Source organism: Clostridium sp. 1001275B_160808_H3 (assembly GCF_015550425.1).
In the GTDB taxonomy this organism is placed as follows: domain Bacteria; phylum Bacillota; class Clostridia; order Clostridiales; family Clostridiaceae; genus Clostridium.
The window spans coordinates 54,916-71,980 of record NZ_JADNAT010000008.1 but is presented as its reverse complement, the minus strand read 5'-3'; the positions used below and the strand labels follow the sequence as shown (position 1 = coordinate 71,980).

Genomic DNA, 17,065 nt, shown 5'->3' with positions numbered 1-17,065 from the left:
TTATATTAATTGTATTATTTATTATAATATAACATAGATGGGAAAAATAGTATTTGAAAGTAATTTATAAATGTATAGAAGTTAAATAACAATATAAATCTGTAGATTTATATTAAATAAAGGTATAAAATAAAATATAGAATTAAAGAAAATGGAGTGAGATTAGGTGGACAATAAGAATAGGCCAATAGGTTTTTTTGATTCAGGAGTAGGCGGATTAAGTGTAATGAAAGAAGCAATGAAAGTAATGCCGAATGAGAACTATATATATTTTGGAGATTCTAAAAATGCACCTTATGGAGTAAAAAGCGTTGAAGAGGTTAGAGACTTAACATTTAAGGCTGTAGAATTCCTATTAAATAAAGGGGTTAAGGGCATAGCTATTGCTTGTAATACAGCAACTAGCGCAGCTGTTGCAGATCTTAGAAAAGTGTATCCAGATTTACCTTTGGTAGGTATAGAACCTGCATTAAAACCAGCAGTTGAACTTAACAATGATGGAAATATATTAATCATGGCAACATCAATGACACTAAAAGAAGAGAAATTTAACAAGTTAATGAATAGATATAAGGATAGAGCATCAATAGTTCCTGTACCATGCCCTGGTCTTGTAGAATTTATTGAATCTGGTAAGTTTGATGGGGAAGATGTTGAAGCATATTTGTTTGAAAAAATGAATACATACAATGATGGTAAAATATCTTCTATAGTTTTGGGATGTACACATTATCCATTTATAAAAGACACTTTAACTAAGATTATAGGAAAGGATATTACTATAATAGATGGAGGACTAGGAACAGCTAAAGAGTTAAGGAGAAGGTTAAATGAGAAAAACTTATTAACTGAGTCAAAGGAAAAGGGAAACGTTGAAATATTTAACTCTTCAAATAAAAATGAAGTTATAGATTTGAGCTATAGATTATTGAATCAATAGAAAAATCTTTAACTGAATCTAATAAAAAATAAAAATATAAATATTAAAGATAATAATATTAGACTTATAGTTTTATTCTATAAGTCTAATATTTTGAAAATATTTGTTAAAATGTTGACAAAATTCCTGGAAATTGATATATTATATTAAAGGGAGTTTTCAGAAAATTTAAACAATTATAAAGTACTGGGGGGTATGTTTTATGGAAATTAAAATAAAAGATGTATTGGGAGAAGATATAACTATAGAGGACGCTATTTTATTAAGAGAAATGATTAGAAATAGTATAAATATTGGAGTATCCCTTGATTTTGAAGGATTTGAGAGAATCCCAACTACTTTTTTAAATGTTTTACTTGGTGATTTAATAAATAAATTTGGGAGAGAATTTATTTTTAAACAAATATATGTTAAAAATTTATCAAATTATACTGATTATTCTAGGGTAGTTTTAGGTACCTCTTTTCAATAAAGCATAGAGAAATCTATGCTTTTTTTATTAAATAATATATAATTACCATAAGAAGAAAAACATATATAACTCCAGTTTTAAATTATAAGTGGATATATATATAACTTTGAATTTATAGATTCAAATATGACAATAATAATAGAAGATTTAATTTTGAAAGGAGATTTATTATGAAAAATCCAATAGTAACTATAAGTATGGAAAATGGAGGTGTTATAAAAGCTGAATTATATCCAGAAATAGCACCAAATACAGTAAGAAATTTTATAGACTTAATAAATAGAGGTTTCTATGATGGCATTATATTTCATAGAGTAATACCAGGTTTCATGATTCAAGGGGGATGCCCAGAAGGAACAGGTATAGGTGGACCAGGTTATAGCATTAAAGGCGAATTTTCTAGAAATGGATTTAAAAATGACTTAAAGCACTCAAGAGGAGTTCTTTCAATGGCGAGAACTATGATCCCTGATTCTGCAGGTAGTCAATTCTTTATAATGGTTGCAGATGCACCTCATTTAGATGGACAATATGCATCATTTGGGAAAGTTATTGAAGGAATGGATATTGCAGACAAGATAGTAAATTCAAAGAGGGATTATAGTGACAAACCTTATGAAGATCAAAAGATATTAAAAATGACAGTAGATACTTTTGGAGAAACTTATGATGCTCCAGAAATAATAGAGGATTAATAGAGAGTTTAGGAGGGGTTATATGCTTGACAACAATAAGTGTATTTTAGTTTATAATGTTCCTGAAAGAGAGTTAAATATTTTAAAAGAAGAAGGAATTAGGCTTTTAGAAATATCATCAGAAATGGTTGAAATGACTATTAGGGATATAATAAATGGATTAAAGTTCGAGACATTTAATTCAAATCCACGAAGAGAATCTGTTATTCTTTTTAATAATTTTTCTGATGAAGAGCTAAAAGGAACTATAAGAAGTATTAGAAAAAAATTCAAAGGCGGAATATTAGCAACAGTAACGCCGACTTCAATGGAGTGGAAATTTAATTATTTAGTAGAGCACTTAATTGAAGAAAGAGAGTGGTACTTAAAACAACAGAAGGGAAGATCTCAAAGTGAGTAGAGTTGGGGAAAAGATAAAAGAGGCTCGACTTAAAAGTGGAATGAGCCAAAAGGTATTAGCTAAAAAGTTAGGTGTAGCAGAAAAATTTATAAATGAAGTTGAAATGGGAAGAAGAGTAGCTCAAGAATCTTTAATTGAAAAAGCATCAAAAATATTAAATTCTGATTTTAATGATGTTAGTATGGTTGTTACTGATGAAGCTTTAATTGAAGAAAGAAAGGCTATGAAAGAAGTTAAAAATAAGACTTTTAAAGGAAATATAGAAAAGGACGAGGTTTGGACTAATGCCTTTTCATCTGTTTTAAAGAATGTTCCTGTTCTAGATTATTCATTAAAAAATAATAAGGGATTTAAAGAATTACCTATACACTCAAATAAAGTTGAAGGATATTCTCAAGATAAGGTTCTATACTTAGAGATTCAAGACGATGAGATGTCTGGATTTAGAATGTTAAAAGGAGATTTAGCTTTTGCTACTTTAGTAAAGGAAGTAAGCAATAATGGAATATTTTTAGTTGAATATAAAGGGAAAAGAGCAATAAGACAAATAAAGAACTTAGGAAATTCTAAAGTCTTATTGGTTAGCAATGCAGGAAGTCTATTAACTGAAACTATGAATCTTAACGAGATTTCTGTATTAGCGAAATTAGAGAGAGTAGAAATAAAGTTATAAATAAAAAGTTGTTTTGGATTAATAAATTCAAAACAACTTTTTTTTATAATAAAACTCATCAATATATAAAACAAATTACAATTTAGGTTCCCACTTTACAAAAACAATACATATATTGATATAAACAAAATTTGTGAGGTGAGAACTATAGAAAACATAAATCCAAATAAGGTAGATGCAGGATTAGGACTTATACAAAATGTACCAAAGAATGTATTGAGTAAATTAGGAATAAGCCATGGTACTAGTTTTTCAGAGGGAAGTACAATAGAAGTCACTATAATATCTGGAGATAGTCCTGAGAATGTAACTAAAATTGTAGAGGACTTAGGAGGAAGATATGAAAATTTAGGTTTTGGATTTGGAATAGTTAATATACCTGTTGAAAATTTGTGGAGATTAGCAAATAGCAATTCAATACAATATATAGAGTTACCTAAAAGCTTATATACTACAGATGCTCAAAGTAATAGGGCTGCCTGTGTAAATACAGCTAGAGAGAGTTTTAATATTCAAGGTGAAGGGATTTTAATTGGATTTATAGATTCAGGGATAGATTATACTCATCCAGCATTTAGGAATGAAGATGGAACAACAAGGATAGATTATATATATGATTTAAGTGATAATGGGAAAATATACAATAGGGAGATTATTAATACTGCGCTTCAAAATCCGGATCCATTTTCTGTAGTTCCTTCTTATGATAATACAGAACATGGAACTCATGTTGCTGGGATTGCTTGTGCTGGAGGAAATATAAATCCATCCTTTTATGGGGTAGCCCCCAAAAGTTCAATTGCAATGGTTAAATCTACTAGAGGCCAATTTGCACTTAGTACTAATATAATGAGAGGATTAAAGTTTCTTGTTGATAGAGGTAAGGAATTGAATAAACCATTAGTAGTTAATATAAGTTTAAGTACAAATGATGGAGCTCATAATGGTACAAGTCTTTTAGAGCAATATATATCAACCATATCAACATTGGAAAGAATTACAATTGCCATTGCCGCTGGAAATGAGGGAGATGCAGCTCATCATGTTGGTGGAGAGCTTACAGGAGAAAAAAGAATCTCTATAAATGTAGCTGAGGATGAACCTGCCGTAGTATTAAATTTATATAAATCTGTTTTATCCAATATAGCTATAAGAATAACAAGCCCCACTGCAGCGACAAGTGGAGAGATAGTAATAAGGGAAGGCTATACTGAAGGAATAATAGGAAGGGATAGATACCAGGTTTTTTATACTGGGCCTAAACCATTTGATTTAATAGGAGAAATATCAATTGCATTACTAACAAATAGTCAATATATATCATCAGGGCAGTGGGAAATTAGATTATCATTACAAAATGAGTATAAGGGTATGTTTGATATGTGGTTGCCAATATCTGAAGGATTAAATATTAATACAAAGTTTTTACAACCAACTGTATTAAATACACTTGGAATTCCTGCAACAGTAAGCAATATAATTGCAGTTGGAAGCTATAATTATGTTACTAATAATATATCTTCTTTTAGTGGAAGAGGAAGGCCAGCAATATTTCAGACAATAAGACCAGATTTAGTAGCTCCAGGAGAAGGTATTTCAGCACCAACTCCAAACAGGTCATTTGATACTAAAAGTGGTACATCTATGGCTACTCCACATGTAGCTGGAATTGCAGCATTAATGATGGAATGGGGAATATTAAAAAGAAATGATCCATATCTATTTGGTGAGAGATTAAAGTATTATTTAGTAATTTCAGCTAAGAGGCCAAGAACGGATGTAATATATCCAGATCCGAGTTGGGGATATGGTCAGGTATGCTTAAATGCAGCTATAGAAGCTATAATAAATAATATTGGGTTTATAGGATCTAGAAGTAGTAAATTATATAGAAATGATGGCGTGAATAACATCAATGAAGATTCGGATAGTGATAATGAGGCAGATGAAGATTCGAATAACATAGTGACTATAGATAATAAAATCAAAAATAGTGATGAAGATGGCAAAAGTGAAAGTTTAATTAATAGAATTTTGGAGGAGAAGGAAGTGGATGTAAAAAGCAATGATTACAGGCAGCCAAGTATATACAAGGACTTTGAAAGAGAAACATTTCAAAACTATAAGGATTATAACGAGGTGGTAGGTTTTATAGTTGAATATACATCAAGAGAAGAATTATTAAAGATAAATAATCTTCCAGATGCATCAGTTACAATATTAGATAATAACTTTGCTATAGTTTATATACCTTTTAATAGAATTTTAGAAGTAGAGCCATACGTCAAAGATATAGTTTCAATAGAGGTACCAGTAATTTATACATTAGAACAATCCTCTCCGGTAGAAGCTAGTGGTGCTCCTCTGTTTCATAACAATCCATTTCTAAAATTAAATGGAAGAGGGGTTGTAGTAGGTATTGTAGACACAGGTATAGATTATTTAAATAATGAATTTATGAGGGAAGATGAAACTACAAGGATATTAAGGATATGGGATCAGAGCTTAAATGGCGAGAGTGATATTTATGGCGCTAAGTTAGGTGTTGAATATAATAGTGATCAAATTAATCAAGCTATACAAGCAAATAAGAGAGGAGAAGATCCATATGCCATAGTTAAAACAAAAGATGATATAGGACATGGAACTATGGTAGCTAGTTTAGCTGGAGCTAGAGGAATAAATCCTGAAGTTATGGGAGCAGCCCCAGATTGTGATTTTGCAATAGTTAAGTTAAAGCAGGCACCTAGCGTTATATTAGATTATGCAGGAGTTAGCACTCCAGGAACAGGAAGATATGCAACTGTTGAAGTATTATTGGCTGTAAGATATTTATCAAGATTAGCAAGTGATATAAAAAGGCCGATGGTAATATGCGTCCCTCTTGGAAGTAATACAGGAGCTCATGATGGAACTAATGCTATTGAAATAATAATGGCAAATACAAGTAGCCAATTGGCGGTTGCATGTGTTACAGGGACTGGAAATGAAGGTGATACTGATACTCATACAGAAGGTAAATTTGATAAGCCAGGTCAAATAAAGAATATAGAAATTAGAATAGGTAAAGGCCAAAAAGACTTAAATTTTCAAATATATATTCAGCAACCAGATAAAGTTTCACTAGGAGTGGTATCTCCTTCAGGCGAAGTTGTTGAAAAGCTAACAGTAAGATTAAATAAAGTAGAGAATATAAGTTTTGTTTATGAAGGTACACGAATGAGAATTTCTTATATTTATCCAGATCCTGTTACTGGAGATGAGATAATAAGCGTAGAAGCAAGGGGACTTAAGGAGGGAATATGGCAGTTTAGGCTTTATGGTGATTATATAGTTGATGGAAGGTATTGGAGCTGGTTGCCCCAAAGAAGCTTGTTAGACCCTGATACTAAGTTCTTAAGTCCAAGTCAATATACAACATTAACGGTTCCTGGAACGTCAAGAGGGGCAATAGTAGCTGCGTTTTATAATCAAAATAATAATGCAACCGTAGGTCAATCAGGCAGGGGATTTACAAGGGATGGAAGAGTAAAACCTGATGTTGCGGCAGGTGGTATAAATGCGGTAGTTACAATGCCAGGAGGTGGAACTAGAGTAGTAAGTGGTTCATCTGTTTCAACAGCTATTACAGCAGGTTGTTGTGCATTAATAATGCAATGGGGAGTTGTAGATGGAAATGATCCTAATTTGTATGCAACAGAAATTAGAACTTATTTAATAAGGGGAACAAGTATGAGGGTAGGAGATATATATCCAAACGAACAATGGGGGTATGGAGCAGTAGATATGAAGGGAGTATTCGATTCTATAAGAGAAAATCTAACTGGTGGTGTTAGTCAAACAAGAGATAATGAAGAATATAGAGTGGGGAATCTATTTGTAAGCAAACCAACAGATATATAAAAGAACCAAATTGATGGCAAAGGCATATATTGATTAAAGGAAAAATATTAAAGGAGAAATGTATGGCTCAAAAAGGTAGATTAAAGGTACAATGTTTTGTTAATGAAACTTATATACCTATTGAAAATTCAAGGATAGTTATAAGACCATCGATTGGGAGTCCAGAAACAAATGATATAGTTTTAACTACTAACTCTATGGGAGAATCAGAAATAATAGAATTAGATGCACCTCCTTTAGAATACTCACAACAGCCAACAGGACAGGTCCCATATAGTATGTATGATATAAGAGTAGAGAGGGAAGGATTTCAAAGTATATTAATAAATAGGTGTCAGGTTTTTCCTGATGAATTGGCTTTACAGCCATGTAATATGATTGAATCTTTAAATAGAGCATACAGAACTGAAACTATAAATGTTCCACCTAATACATCAAATATTTCGCCAACTGGACCAAATGTATCACCGACAACAGGAAATATTAATGAAGTAATAAATATAGGTCCAAATGTTTTAAATGGAAATTATCCAGAGAAAATACCTGAAGAAGAAGAAAAGCCATTGCCACCTCCAACGAGCGGAGTTGTTTTGCAAAAACCAGTTGTACCCGAATTTATAGTTGTCCATGCTGGAGGCCCCAATAATACATCAGCGCCTAATTACAGAGTTCCTTATAAGGAGTATATAAAAAATGTTGCATCATGTGAGATATATTCAACTTGGTCAGAAAATACAATACGTTCAAATGTTTATGCTATAGTTTCATTTACTTTAAATAGAATATATACAGAGTGGTATAGAGGTAAGGGAAAGAATTTTGATATAACAAATTCTACAGCATATGATCATGCATTTACTTATGGAAGAAATATATTTGAAAGTATTAGTGAAGTAGTAGATGATATATTTGCAACTTATGTAAGAAGGATGGGAAGAAAGCAACCGCTATTAACCCAATATTGTGATGGTAAAAATGTATCTTGTCCAGGTTGGATGACGCAATGGGGAAGTAAGTATTTAGGCGATCAAGGTAAAACTCCATATGAAATATTAACGAGCTTTTATGGAAGTGATATTGAATTAGTTACTGCAGAGCAAGTTAAAGGAGTACCAAAATCATATCCTGGATATGATTTAATAATAGGGTCATCGGGAGTAGAAGTTAGTACTGTACAGGAATTTTTAAACAGAATATCCCAGAACTATCCTCTAATTCCTAAGGTTGCCCAAGATGGGATATATGGAGCTAATACAGCAGAGGCAGTTAGGGTTTTCCAAGGAGTTTTCAATTTACCTAAAACTGGTGTAGTTGATTATGCAACTTGGTATAAAATATCAGATGTTTATGTAGGAGTAACAAGAATAGCAGAATTAAGGGGAAGTGCAAGAAGTGTTCAAAGAATATTTGTTCCTCCAAGGTCTTTTGATAACTACTATGATCCTACAATTCCTAAGTTTGATTACATGGATGATATGGTATGATAAGGAGATGAATTGGAATATTTCCAATTCATCTATTTTTTTCATAAAAATAGTTATATAATGAACATGAATATATAAGTTTTTTTATTACCTACAACAGAGCGGATACATATTTAAAATTAAGGGGGACAGTTATGAAAGGTACAGTTGTTTCTACATGGCTAAGGACATGTAGAGATTTATATGGAAATGAAGTTATAAATAAAAGTTTAAAATCAGTAAATTGGTCAGAAAACATAGTGTTTACACCGTTAGAAGATGTAAATGATCCACAGATATTTAATTTAATACAGACTATAGCAGATAATGTAGGTACTTCAGTAAATGAGCTGTGGCAAGTCATTGGAGAAAATAATCTGCAGAAGTTTTCAGAAGATTATCCTATATTCTTTAAAAGAGTAAACTTATATAAGTTTTTAGATTCACTTAACTTTATACATTCAATAATAATGAAAAAGATAAGGGGTTCTAGGCCACCTAAGATGCATTTAGAGCCAATATCAAATAATAGTATATATCTTACATATAAATCTGATAGAGAATTATTTGATTATTTCTTAGGTTTGTTAAATGGAAGTGCTAAACATTTTGGTGAGACTATAGAGATTAGAGAAGTAGAAAGAAAAAAGGGAGAATTAAAAGTACATATTAATTTTGAAAATACAATTCAACATAGTAAGAGGTACATATTCAGTAATAGTTTATCAAGAATAGGATTAAAGAGTTTAGAATTAAAGATGGCAGTTCCAATATTTATAATTACTACTTGTATTAGTATATTACTTGCAGGATTGTCAAAGGGATTAATTATTGGAGTCATTTCTGGAATTGTATCTGCATTTGTATGTTATATGACAATAAAGCCTTTAAATGACATAATAGAAAATATAGAAAATAATAATTTTGAGGCTATAGATAGAAGTATTTCTACAAATGATAAGCTTGAAAAAATATATAAGGGAATATCAAGGTTAAAAGATAATATTGGTAAAGATTCAACATCAGCTAGTCTTGCGGCTAATGAATTATCAACATTTACCAAAGCGATGCATAATACAACAGAAAAAATGAGAAAAACTACAGAGGAAATATCTAGTTATTCAGAACAAGTTTCAGAGTTAGCAATGCAACAAGAATTAAGTACTGAAACTCTTGTAAAGCAAACAAATGAAAATATTTTAGCTTTAAAAGATCTTGTAAAGACCGAAGATAAAAATAAAAATGAATTAGATAAATCTGTTGAAAAAATTAATCAAAGTCATATAAATGTGGACAAGTCAAGTGAAGCTATAAAAGAATCATTAAAATCATTTATGGATGTAAAGGAAAAGGGGAAAAATCTTCAAAGAAAAGCAGAAGATATTACTAATATAGTATCTTTAGTAGCAGGGATTTCGTCTCAAACTAATCTTTTAGCATTAAATGCTTCAATAGAAGCTGCAAGGGCTGGAGAGCAAGGACGAGGATTTGCTGTTGTAGCGGAAGAGGTAAGAAAGCTTGCAGAACAATCACAACAAGCTGTTAAGGATATAAATAGTAATTTATCGTTCTTTGCAGAAGAAATTAATTCATTAGTAACAAGTATAGAAAGCCAATATAATATATTGGAGCTAGAAACAGATAATTTAGAGAATGTTAGAAAGATAAGCTTAGAAGCTAATGAGTTGATTAAAGTTGTATCAAATGAAACTAATAAATCAATAATCCAATTAAATAATGAAGTTAAATCAGTAGAAGAAATGTTTAAAACTATTGATTCACTAGCTTCTATTGCAGCAGAAAATGCAGCATCATCTCAACAAGTTAACCAAGATATAGAAGAGTTTACTAGAAATATTCAGGATATGATAGATACTCTCCAAAAAATTAAGGATGTTGGAGATAACTTTGAAAATGATGTAAATATATAATTAAAAAATTACACCCCATGGACTCAATTTTTGAGGCTGGGGTGTTTTGTTTTATGAATTAATTTAATTCTTTTTTATGTTTAAAATAAAAATAAATTGTTTGTGCTATAAATACCAAGCTAAGCATACCAAAAAGAGGATATAATGATCCAATTAATTTTGAAAATCCTATTCTTGATATAGGAAGAGCAATAATTAGAACTATGAAGATTGCTTTCTTAAAGTCTATATTAAAGCTATTATCTAATGTTTTACTTATGGAGTAAACATCAGAAACCTCAGTGGAAAACATTTCTAACCAAATTACAACTAATAATAATGCTTGAATTACATTGCCAAAGCGTTGTGCTACAAATAATAAAGGTATTTCATATTGATGTATATATGGTTGGTTTATCATTAACAAAAAGTTTATAGCAAAACTTAAACAAGCTAAACCTATTGCACCAAGTGTAATTCCATAAAACATAGTTTTAGGTTTTTTTATTTGATTACTAAGAGGCACTAATACACCAAGACAACAAAGAGTATTATATCCAGCATATAGTATTGTAGATAATGTGATACCAGTCTTTTTAGGTTCAAATTTAGTTAAAAATTCTATAGAAATCATATCTTTACAAAACATAAAATATAGTATGGTTATTGTTGTTATAGTAATAACAAGAGTTGGAACAATAAATGAATTAACTTCAATTAAACCATCTGTATCTCTTAAAAGAAAGAAAACTGCTAAAGCAACCATTATTAAAGATCCAATTATCTTAGGAATATTAAAAAATTGATTTATTAATGCACCACTACCAGCTAATATTATTGACGCACTAGAAATTAAGTATAGTGTAGTAATTACACCAGTAATTTTGCCGAGTAAATTTGGACTTACAACCTTAATTACATCACCATAAGAGTTTAACTTATATTTAATACTAATTTTAGAGACTATAGAACCCATAATTATATAAAATATACCACAAGCTATAATTCCTATAAAGCTTGATACTCCATATGATGTGAAAAATTCTTTGATTTCTTGTCCAGAAGCTAACCCAGCGCCAACAATTGTTCCAATAAAAACAACTGCTATTTGAAAAATTTTAGAAAATTCACGTTTCATTTTTAATCCCCCTATTTACTATCTATTAACAAATATATATTTATAAAAGCACTTTTATTCTTCAAAAATGAATAAGGTATATTTTCTTAGGGAAAATAACTTTGAGGAATATATATAAGGAGGTAATTAAAGTGAAAAAGAGGAATTTGTTTAAATGTTGTTTAGTAGTAATTATGAGTTTTTATTTATTATCTGCATGTGCAAAAAAAGAAAATAATGAAAAAGCTAATATAGATTTATTTAATCCAAAGGAAGCAGCAAAAATTGCTGAAAGTTATTTAAACTATGTTAAGGATGACAATATAGAAGAAGCAAATAAGCTATGTACAGAGCAATTGATAAGTAAAAATAAGGAGATTTCTACTGGAACATCAAGAATAATAGCTTATGCGCCTGATAACATGATAGAATCTTCGGGTTCAGTTTATGCGATATATAATGTAATTAGAAATTCAGCATCAGAACCAAAATGTGATTTAGATAATTATGCAATAAAGGTTTTAAAAATTGGAGATGAATATAAAATTGATGAAGTTAAATCAATGAATAAAAAGCAAGTTTTTGTAAGAAATAAATCCTTAAGAATAATTGGAGAGGATGGGGGAAAAAGTGATCTAATACTAACATTAAATAATTTACCTAAGGATGTTTATGTAAGTGAAAATAAAATAATGTTATATAAGGAAAAAGCTCCATCTGAGGCATTTGGACCAGTATCATTAGGATATAAAGGACAAAAAGTAGCTATCTCCACAATAGGAAATAATAAGGCTTTTTTATCAATTGCATATATAGAAGAAAGTAAAGCGGCTCAAGGGCAAGGCGGTGGAGAAAGTGCAACAGCAGGTGCAAATCAAAATTCTAATATTAGTAGTGATTTAGAGGAGCTAGTAGATAAACCAATAGCTAAGAAAGTTGTACCTTTAGATATACTGGATAATGTTAAAATGAAAAATTTGGTGTTTTCAAAAGAAGAGGGATATTTAATCGTAGAATATTTAAATGCTAGTGGGTTAAATAGAATAAATGTATATAAAACAGCTGATGGAGAACTTGTTAAGTTAAAATTTAATGAAATGTTTCCAGAAGATAAATATAATATAAATTTAAAGAGCTTTGATAAAAGTGAAATTACTGTTGAGGTAAGTGGTAAGGAAGGTAGAAATGATATTAATATAGATGTTATTGGTGGATATAAAGCAAATATGGAAGAAGAGGAAGTTAAAAAAAATATTTAAAATACTTAACATATAAAAATAATGTAGTAGAATAAAAGTACAACTTAAATATAGTGGTACTTTTATTTTTTTATTAGGAGGAAATAATGAAAGAATGGAATGGTAAGAGATATCATAGTTTAAACTATTATCTTAGAAATAAATTTAATGAAAAAGTATATAAGATATCCTTAGATGGAGGATTTACTTGTCCAAATAGAGATGGAAAAGTTGCTAAAGGAGGTTGCACATTTTGTAGTGCTAGAGGATCAGGTGATTTTGCTGGAAGTAGAACCTTATCTATAACAAAGCAATTTGAAGATAGAAAAGATATGATGGAGAAAAAGTGGAAGGATGGAAAGCTAATTGCATATTTCCAAGCTTATACCAACACTTATGCACCAGTAGAAGAACTTAGAAGAAAATATAGAGAAGCATTAATGCAAAAAAATGTAGTAGCTTTATCGATAGCAACAAGACCAGATTGTATTGATGATGATGTTTTAGAGTTTTTGACTGAATTAAATGAAAAAACATATTTGATTGTTGAGCTTGGACTACAAACAATAAATGATGAAAGTGCTAGAAACTTTAATAGAGGATATGACTTTGAAGTATTTGATAATACATTAAAAAGATTATTAGAAAGAAACATTGAGGTAGTTGTACATACTATTTTTGGATTACCAGGTGAAACAGAAGAGGATATGTTAAAGACAGTAGATTATATAGCACACTCAGGGGCAAAGGGTATAAAGTTCCATCTGCTTCATCTAATGGAAGGGACAAAAATGGTTGAGCAATATGAAAGTGGTGAACTAAAGCTATTAACACAGGAACAATACATAGATTTAGTTTGTAAGGGAGTTTCTATGATTCCAGAAGAAATGGTAGTGCATAGATTAACAGGAGATGCACCAAGGGAATTGCTAATAGGACCAATGTGGAGCTTAAAAAAGTGGGAAGTATTAAATGCCATAGATAAAGCACTAGAGGATAATGATATATGGCAAGGAAAGAATTTTAAATAGTCTAATTATTAAAGATGAAGAATTAAAATATAAAAATTAATAATTGATCAAATTTCAATTTAAAATATGGGGAGGTATTTTTATGAATATAGATGTAATTATATCTGCAGATCATATTAAAGAAGAATATCTAGAAGATAAGACCGTAGTAGTAATAGATATGCTAAGAGCTACATCGGTTATTACAACAGCATTAGCAAATGGAGCAAGGGAAGTTATTCCTATGCTAACCGTAGAGGAAGCCTTCAATAAGAAAAAAGAACTTTCAGAAAAAGGAATAGCCACATTGTTAGGGGGAGAGCGAAGAGCTATAAAAATAGAAGGATTTGACTTTACTAATTCACCATTAGAGTATACGAGAGATAAAATAAAAGGAAAAAGTATAATATTAAGTACCACTAATGGAACAAGAGCAATAAATTTAAGTTTAAAAGCAAGTAAAATACTAATAGGTGCGATGATAAATGCTAAAGCTGTTATAGATAGATTGAATGAAAATTCTAGTGATGTTGTATTTATAAATTCAGGTACAAATGGTCAGTTTTCTATGGATGACTTTATATGCTCAGGGTATATGATTAATTTATTATGTAAAAAGGGTATTTATAATTTATCTGATATAGCTAAAACAGCTAAATATATATATGAAAATAATCAAAATATAGTAAGCTTTATAAAAGAGGCAAGACATTATAATATATTGAAAGATTTAAATTTACAGGATGATCTTGAATATTGCTGTAAAAAAGATATATTAGATATAGTTCCAATAGTAAATAAAAATACAGGCATTATATCATTAATAAATGACTGATAATAAATTTCAATTAATTGCAATTTTTCTATTGACAATGGTAAAAAAAGAATATATCATAATATTAGATTGATAATCAATATCAGTTAAAGAGAGAGAAAATATTATTAGAAGCTCCACACTTTTAATAATATGAAGTATATACAAATAAATTAAACTCCTATAATTATAGAATTTATTTCAGTAAAAGATGACTAATAGCAACGCTTAGTCGTCTTTTATTTTTGTTCAAAAATATGTAGAATATATAAAAAAACTTTTTGGTAATTTTATCATGGTAAATATATCAACTTGCTGATGAAAAAAATATTTGATTATTAATTTTTATATAAAAATTAATGTACTTAAACTTTGGAATGACGCAATCTAAGGAAGAATGAAAAATTAATAAAAATATATGTAAATGTTATGAGTTTTATATGATGTTTTTTATGGTAAAAAATGAATATCAAAAATTAAATTGGCATTAATAGAATAATATTGAATAATTAGAAACTAACTCATATTTAGACCCCCTAAACATTATGTTAGTATAATGGCACAGATGAACAAACAAATCTGAAGGGGGAATTACAAATGATTAAATCAAAATTAATGATGTTATTAGCATCAACAGGATTAACAATAGCCTTAGGAGTAGGAAGCTTTTTTATGCCTTCAAAAACTGAAGCACCTAATAATGATGCTACAAAGATTCAATCTAACAGTGAAACTTCATCTGAAAATAAGGAAACAAAAACTGATGAATCTAATAGTGTAGTAGAAACAAGTAAAAATACAGTAGCTTCAGCAGATAAGGTTTCAACTGAATCTAAGACTAATGAAAATAATGAATCTTTAAATAATAAACAAACTGCAAATAGTAAGACTGAAACAGGTGTACAAGCTGATCAACAAACAGAAAATAAAAATTCAAATGAAGATTGTTATACTGATGGACAATACACACCACAACAAAAGCCGGTGGTTACTCCATCACAAGGTTCTAACTCTAATTCAGGGCAAGAATCAAATCAAAAACCAAATGTTTCAGATAGTAGCAGCTATATAGCTGAAATTGAACAAGCCATATTCCAAAGAGTAAATCAAGAAAGAGCAGCAGCTGGGCTCCCTGCGTTAAGCTATAATGGAACAATGGAGCACTATGCTAGAATTAAATCTAAGGATATGGGCGATAGAGGATATTTTGATCATAAAGATCCGCAAGGAAAGTTAATTACTGAACAAATGAAGGCAGATGGAGTATCATATAGTGCTTGGGGTGAAAACATTGCATACATACAAGGTGTAAGTGGTAATGCGACTTTAGCAACACAATTTATGGACAACTGGATGAACTCATCAGGACATAGAGCAAATATACTATCATCAAACTTCAGTAGCATAGGTATTGGTGTTTACAAAATAGGAAACACATATTATGCAACACAAGAATTTTATAGATAGAATGAAAGATATAAGATAACTTGGATAGACTAAGTTACTAGCCTATATATAACTTATAAAAGCTATTATTTTGCAATATGATTTGCAAAGTAATAGCTTTTAATTTTATATAGGATATTACAGGAGTGACGTAATTATTTTAGTAAAGGTATTATTAGTATAAATAAAACTTAAATATTAAATATTATATATCACATTTCACTATATCTATATAAAGATAAAACAAATTATCCTTTGATAATTGATTAAATAGTAGTAGTAAATTTGAGGTCTTTATTTTTATGTTTATTCTATTTCTTTTAGATATAGTCAATGACTCACAAAAGGAGTATTTTTCTATAATCTTAACTGCTTCATCAATATTTTTGAAATCTAGGACTACATTATTGAATTCATATATAGAATTTGTAGTACTAGTATTAGTATTTGATATTTTTGATTCCTCAAAGTTTTTATTTACATTTTCAATATTTGATGTCACCTTAAAACCTTCTTTCAAAACTTAAAATCCATATAAAATATTCATATTATTATTGCCGTGGATATAATAGATAAATAAAATACATATATTTATTAAAATAATACTTATATAGAAATATTTACCTAGAATAAATTATATATTATTTTTCAAAAAAGTCAAAAATACTATTTATTTTAGATGTTATATACTAATAGTATTAATTATGTAAATTGATAATTAGAACAGAAAAATATTATAAATAATATTTTAAAATATAAAGTTAAATATAAAATTATATAAATTATAAAGCATATGAATTAATGTCATAATTATTATTGGCTTTAAATTACTATTCTTAGGTTTATATATTAAATATGAATAAATAAAAATAAAAGAAGGTATAGAAATAGCTAGTACATATATGAGTGAGTAATAATGTCTACAACTAAAAATAATTGAAGATATAATAGTTATAGCAAATTTATTTTTAATAAATTTATTTA

Annotated in this window: 14 protein-coding genes; 12 read left to right on the top strand and 2 right to left on the bottom strand. The window is 29.2% G+C overall.

Features of this window, described 5'->3' with window-relative positions:
• Positions 1 to 166: 166 nt before the first annotated feature.
• The 8 genes from murI to I2A75_RS07620 all read left to right on the top strand — a co-directional run bounded on the left by murI (position 167) and on the right by I2A75_RS07620 (position 10,477).
• On the top strand, positions 167 to 940 hold the full coding sequence (murI, locus tag I2A75_RS07655; RefSeq protein ID WP_195263889.1) for a glutamate racemase: 774 nt from the start codon (positions 167 to 169) through the stop codon (positions 938 to 940).
• Positions 941 to 1,142: 202 nt separating this feature from the next.
• Positions 1,143 to 1,412 (top strand): STAS-like domain-containing protein, encoded by a 270-nt coding sequence (locus tag I2A75_RS07650; protein WP_195263888.1) that lies wholly within the window; start codon positions 1,143 to 1,145, stop codon positions 1,410 to 1,412.
• Positions 1,413 to 1,582: 170 nt separating this feature from the next.
• Positions 1,583 to 2,107, top strand: coding sequence for a peptidylprolyl isomerase (locus I2A75_RS07645; protein ID WP_195263887.1), 525 nt, complete (start codon positions 1,583 to 1,585; stop codon positions 2,105 to 2,107).
• A gap of 22 nt (positions 2,108 to 2,129) precedes the next feature.
• The gene (locus I2A75_RS07640) at positions 2,130 to 2,507 is read left to right on the top strand and encodes a DUF3783 domain-containing protein (RefSeq protein WP_195263886.1); all 378 of its coding nucleotides are present in this window, start codon (positions 2,130 to 2,132) and stop codon (positions 2,505 to 2,507) included.
• The gene (locus I2A75_RS07635) at positions 2,500 to 3,180 is read left to right on the top strand and encodes a helix-turn-helix transcriptional regulator (protein WP_195263885.1); all 681 of its coding nucleotides are present in this window, start codon (positions 2,500 to 2,502) and stop codon (positions 3,178 to 3,180) included. Before I2A75_RS07640 ends, I2A75_RS07635 begins: the two co-directional genes overlap by 8 nt.
• Before the next feature lie 138 nt (positions 3,181 to 3,318).
• Positions 3,319 to 7,083, top strand: a complete 3,765-nt coding sequence (locus tag I2A75_RS07630) for a S8 family serine peptidase (protein WP_195263884.1) — start codon at positions 3,319 to 3,321, stop codon at positions 7,081 to 7,083.
• A gap of 62 nt (positions 7,084 to 7,145) precedes the next feature.
• Complete coding sequence (locus tag I2A75_RS07625) at positions 7,146 to 8,567, top strand: peptidoglycan-binding domain-containing protein (protein ID WP_195263883.1); 1,422 nt, start codon at positions 7,146 to 7,148, stop codon at positions 8,565 to 8,567.
• A gap of 134 nt (positions 8,568 to 8,701) precedes the next feature.
• Complete coding sequence (locus I2A75_RS07620; protein ID WP_195263882.1) at positions 8,702 to 10,477, top strand: heme NO-binding domain-containing protein; 1,776 nt, start codon at positions 8,702 to 8,704, stop codon at positions 10,475 to 10,477.
• Positions 10,478 to 10,535: 58 nt separating this feature from the next.
• Here I2A75_RS07620 and I2A75_RS07615 read toward each other — a convergent pair whose 3' ends face one another.
• Positions 10,536 to 11,594, bottom strand: coding sequence for a transporter (locus I2A75_RS07615; protein WP_195263881.1), 1,059 nt, complete (start codon positions 11,592 to 11,594; stop codon positions 10,536 to 10,538).
• A 131-nt stretch (positions 11,595 to 11,725) separates the two neighbouring features.
• Here I2A75_RS07615 and I2A75_RS07610 point away from each other — a divergent pair, with 131 nt between their 5' ends.
• The 4 genes from I2A75_RS07610 (at position 11,726) to I2A75_RS07595 (ending at position 16,102) form a co-directional block, all read left to right on the top strand.
• Positions 11,726 to 12,832, top strand: coding sequence for a hypothetical protein (locus I2A75_RS07610; RefSeq protein ID WP_195263880.1), 1,107 nt, complete (start codon positions 11,726 to 11,728; stop codon positions 12,830 to 12,832).
• 83 nt (positions 12,833 to 12,915) lie between these two features.
• On the top strand, positions 12,916 to 13,842 hold the full coding sequence (locus tag I2A75_RS07605) for a TIGR01212 family radical SAM protein (protein WP_195263961.1): 927 nt from the start codon (positions 12,916 to 12,918) through the stop codon (positions 13,840 to 13,842).
• A gap of 82 nt (positions 13,843 to 13,924) precedes the next feature.
• Positions 13,925 to 14,656: a 2-phosphosulfolactate phosphatase family protein gene (locus I2A75_RS07600; RefSeq protein WP_195263879.1), complete on the top strand. Its 732-nt coding sequence runs from the start codon at positions 13,925 to 13,927 to the stop codon at positions 14,654 to 14,656.
• Between the two features lie 576 nt (positions 14,657 to 15,232).
• Entirely contained in the window at positions 15,233 to 16,102 is an 870-nt protein-coding gene (locus I2A75_RS07595; RefSeq protein ID WP_195263878.1) for a CAP domain-containing protein, read from the top strand.
• A gap of 184 nt (positions 16,103 to 16,286) precedes the next feature.
• Here the strand turns inward: I2A75_RS07595 and I2A75_RS07590 are convergent, their stop codons facing one another.
• The gene (locus tag I2A75_RS07590; RefSeq protein ID WP_195263877.1) at positions 16,287 to 16,583 is read right to left on the bottom strand and encodes a hypothetical protein; all 297 of its coding nucleotides are present in this window, start codon (positions 16,581 to 16,583) and stop codon (positions 16,287 to 16,289) included.
• Positions 16,584 to 17,065: the final 482 nt, after the last annotated feature.

What these genes read in the sequence shown, in the direction of transcription:
- I2A75_RS07650 (WP_195263888.1), top strand. Translation starts at nt 1,143, where the DNA reads ATGGAAATTAAAATAAAAGATGTATTGGGAGAAGATATAACTATAGAG.
- I2A75_RS07645 (WP_195263887.1), top strand. Translation starts at nt 1,583, where the DNA reads ATGAAAAATCCAATAGTAACTATAAGTATGGAAAATGGAGGTGTTATA.
- I2A75_RS07640 (WP_195263886.1), top strand. Translation starts at nt 2,130, where the DNA reads ATGCTTGACAACAATAAGTGTATTTTAGTTTATAATGTTCCTGAAAGA.
- I2A75_RS07625 (WP_195263883.1), top strand. Translation starts at nt 7,146, where the DNA reads ATGGCTCAAAAAGGTAGATTAAAGGTACAATGTTTTGTTAATGAAACT.
- I2A75_RS07620 (WP_195263882.1), top strand. Translation starts at nt 8,702, where the DNA reads ATGAAAGGTACAGTTGTTTCTACATGGCTAAGGACATGTAGAGATTTA.
- I2A75_RS07615 (WP_195263881.1), bottom strand. Translation starts at nt 11,594, where the DNA reads ATGAAACGTGAATTTTCTAAAATTTTTCAAATAGCAGTTGTTTTTATT.
- I2A75_RS07600 (WP_195263879.1), top strand. Translation starts at nt 13,925, where the DNA reads ATGAATATAGATGTAATTATATCTGCAGATCATATTAAAGAAGAATAT.
- I2A75_RS07595 (WP_195263878.1), top strand. Translation starts at nt 15,233, where the DNA reads ATGATTAAATCAAAATTAATGATGTTATTAGCATCAACAGGATTAACA.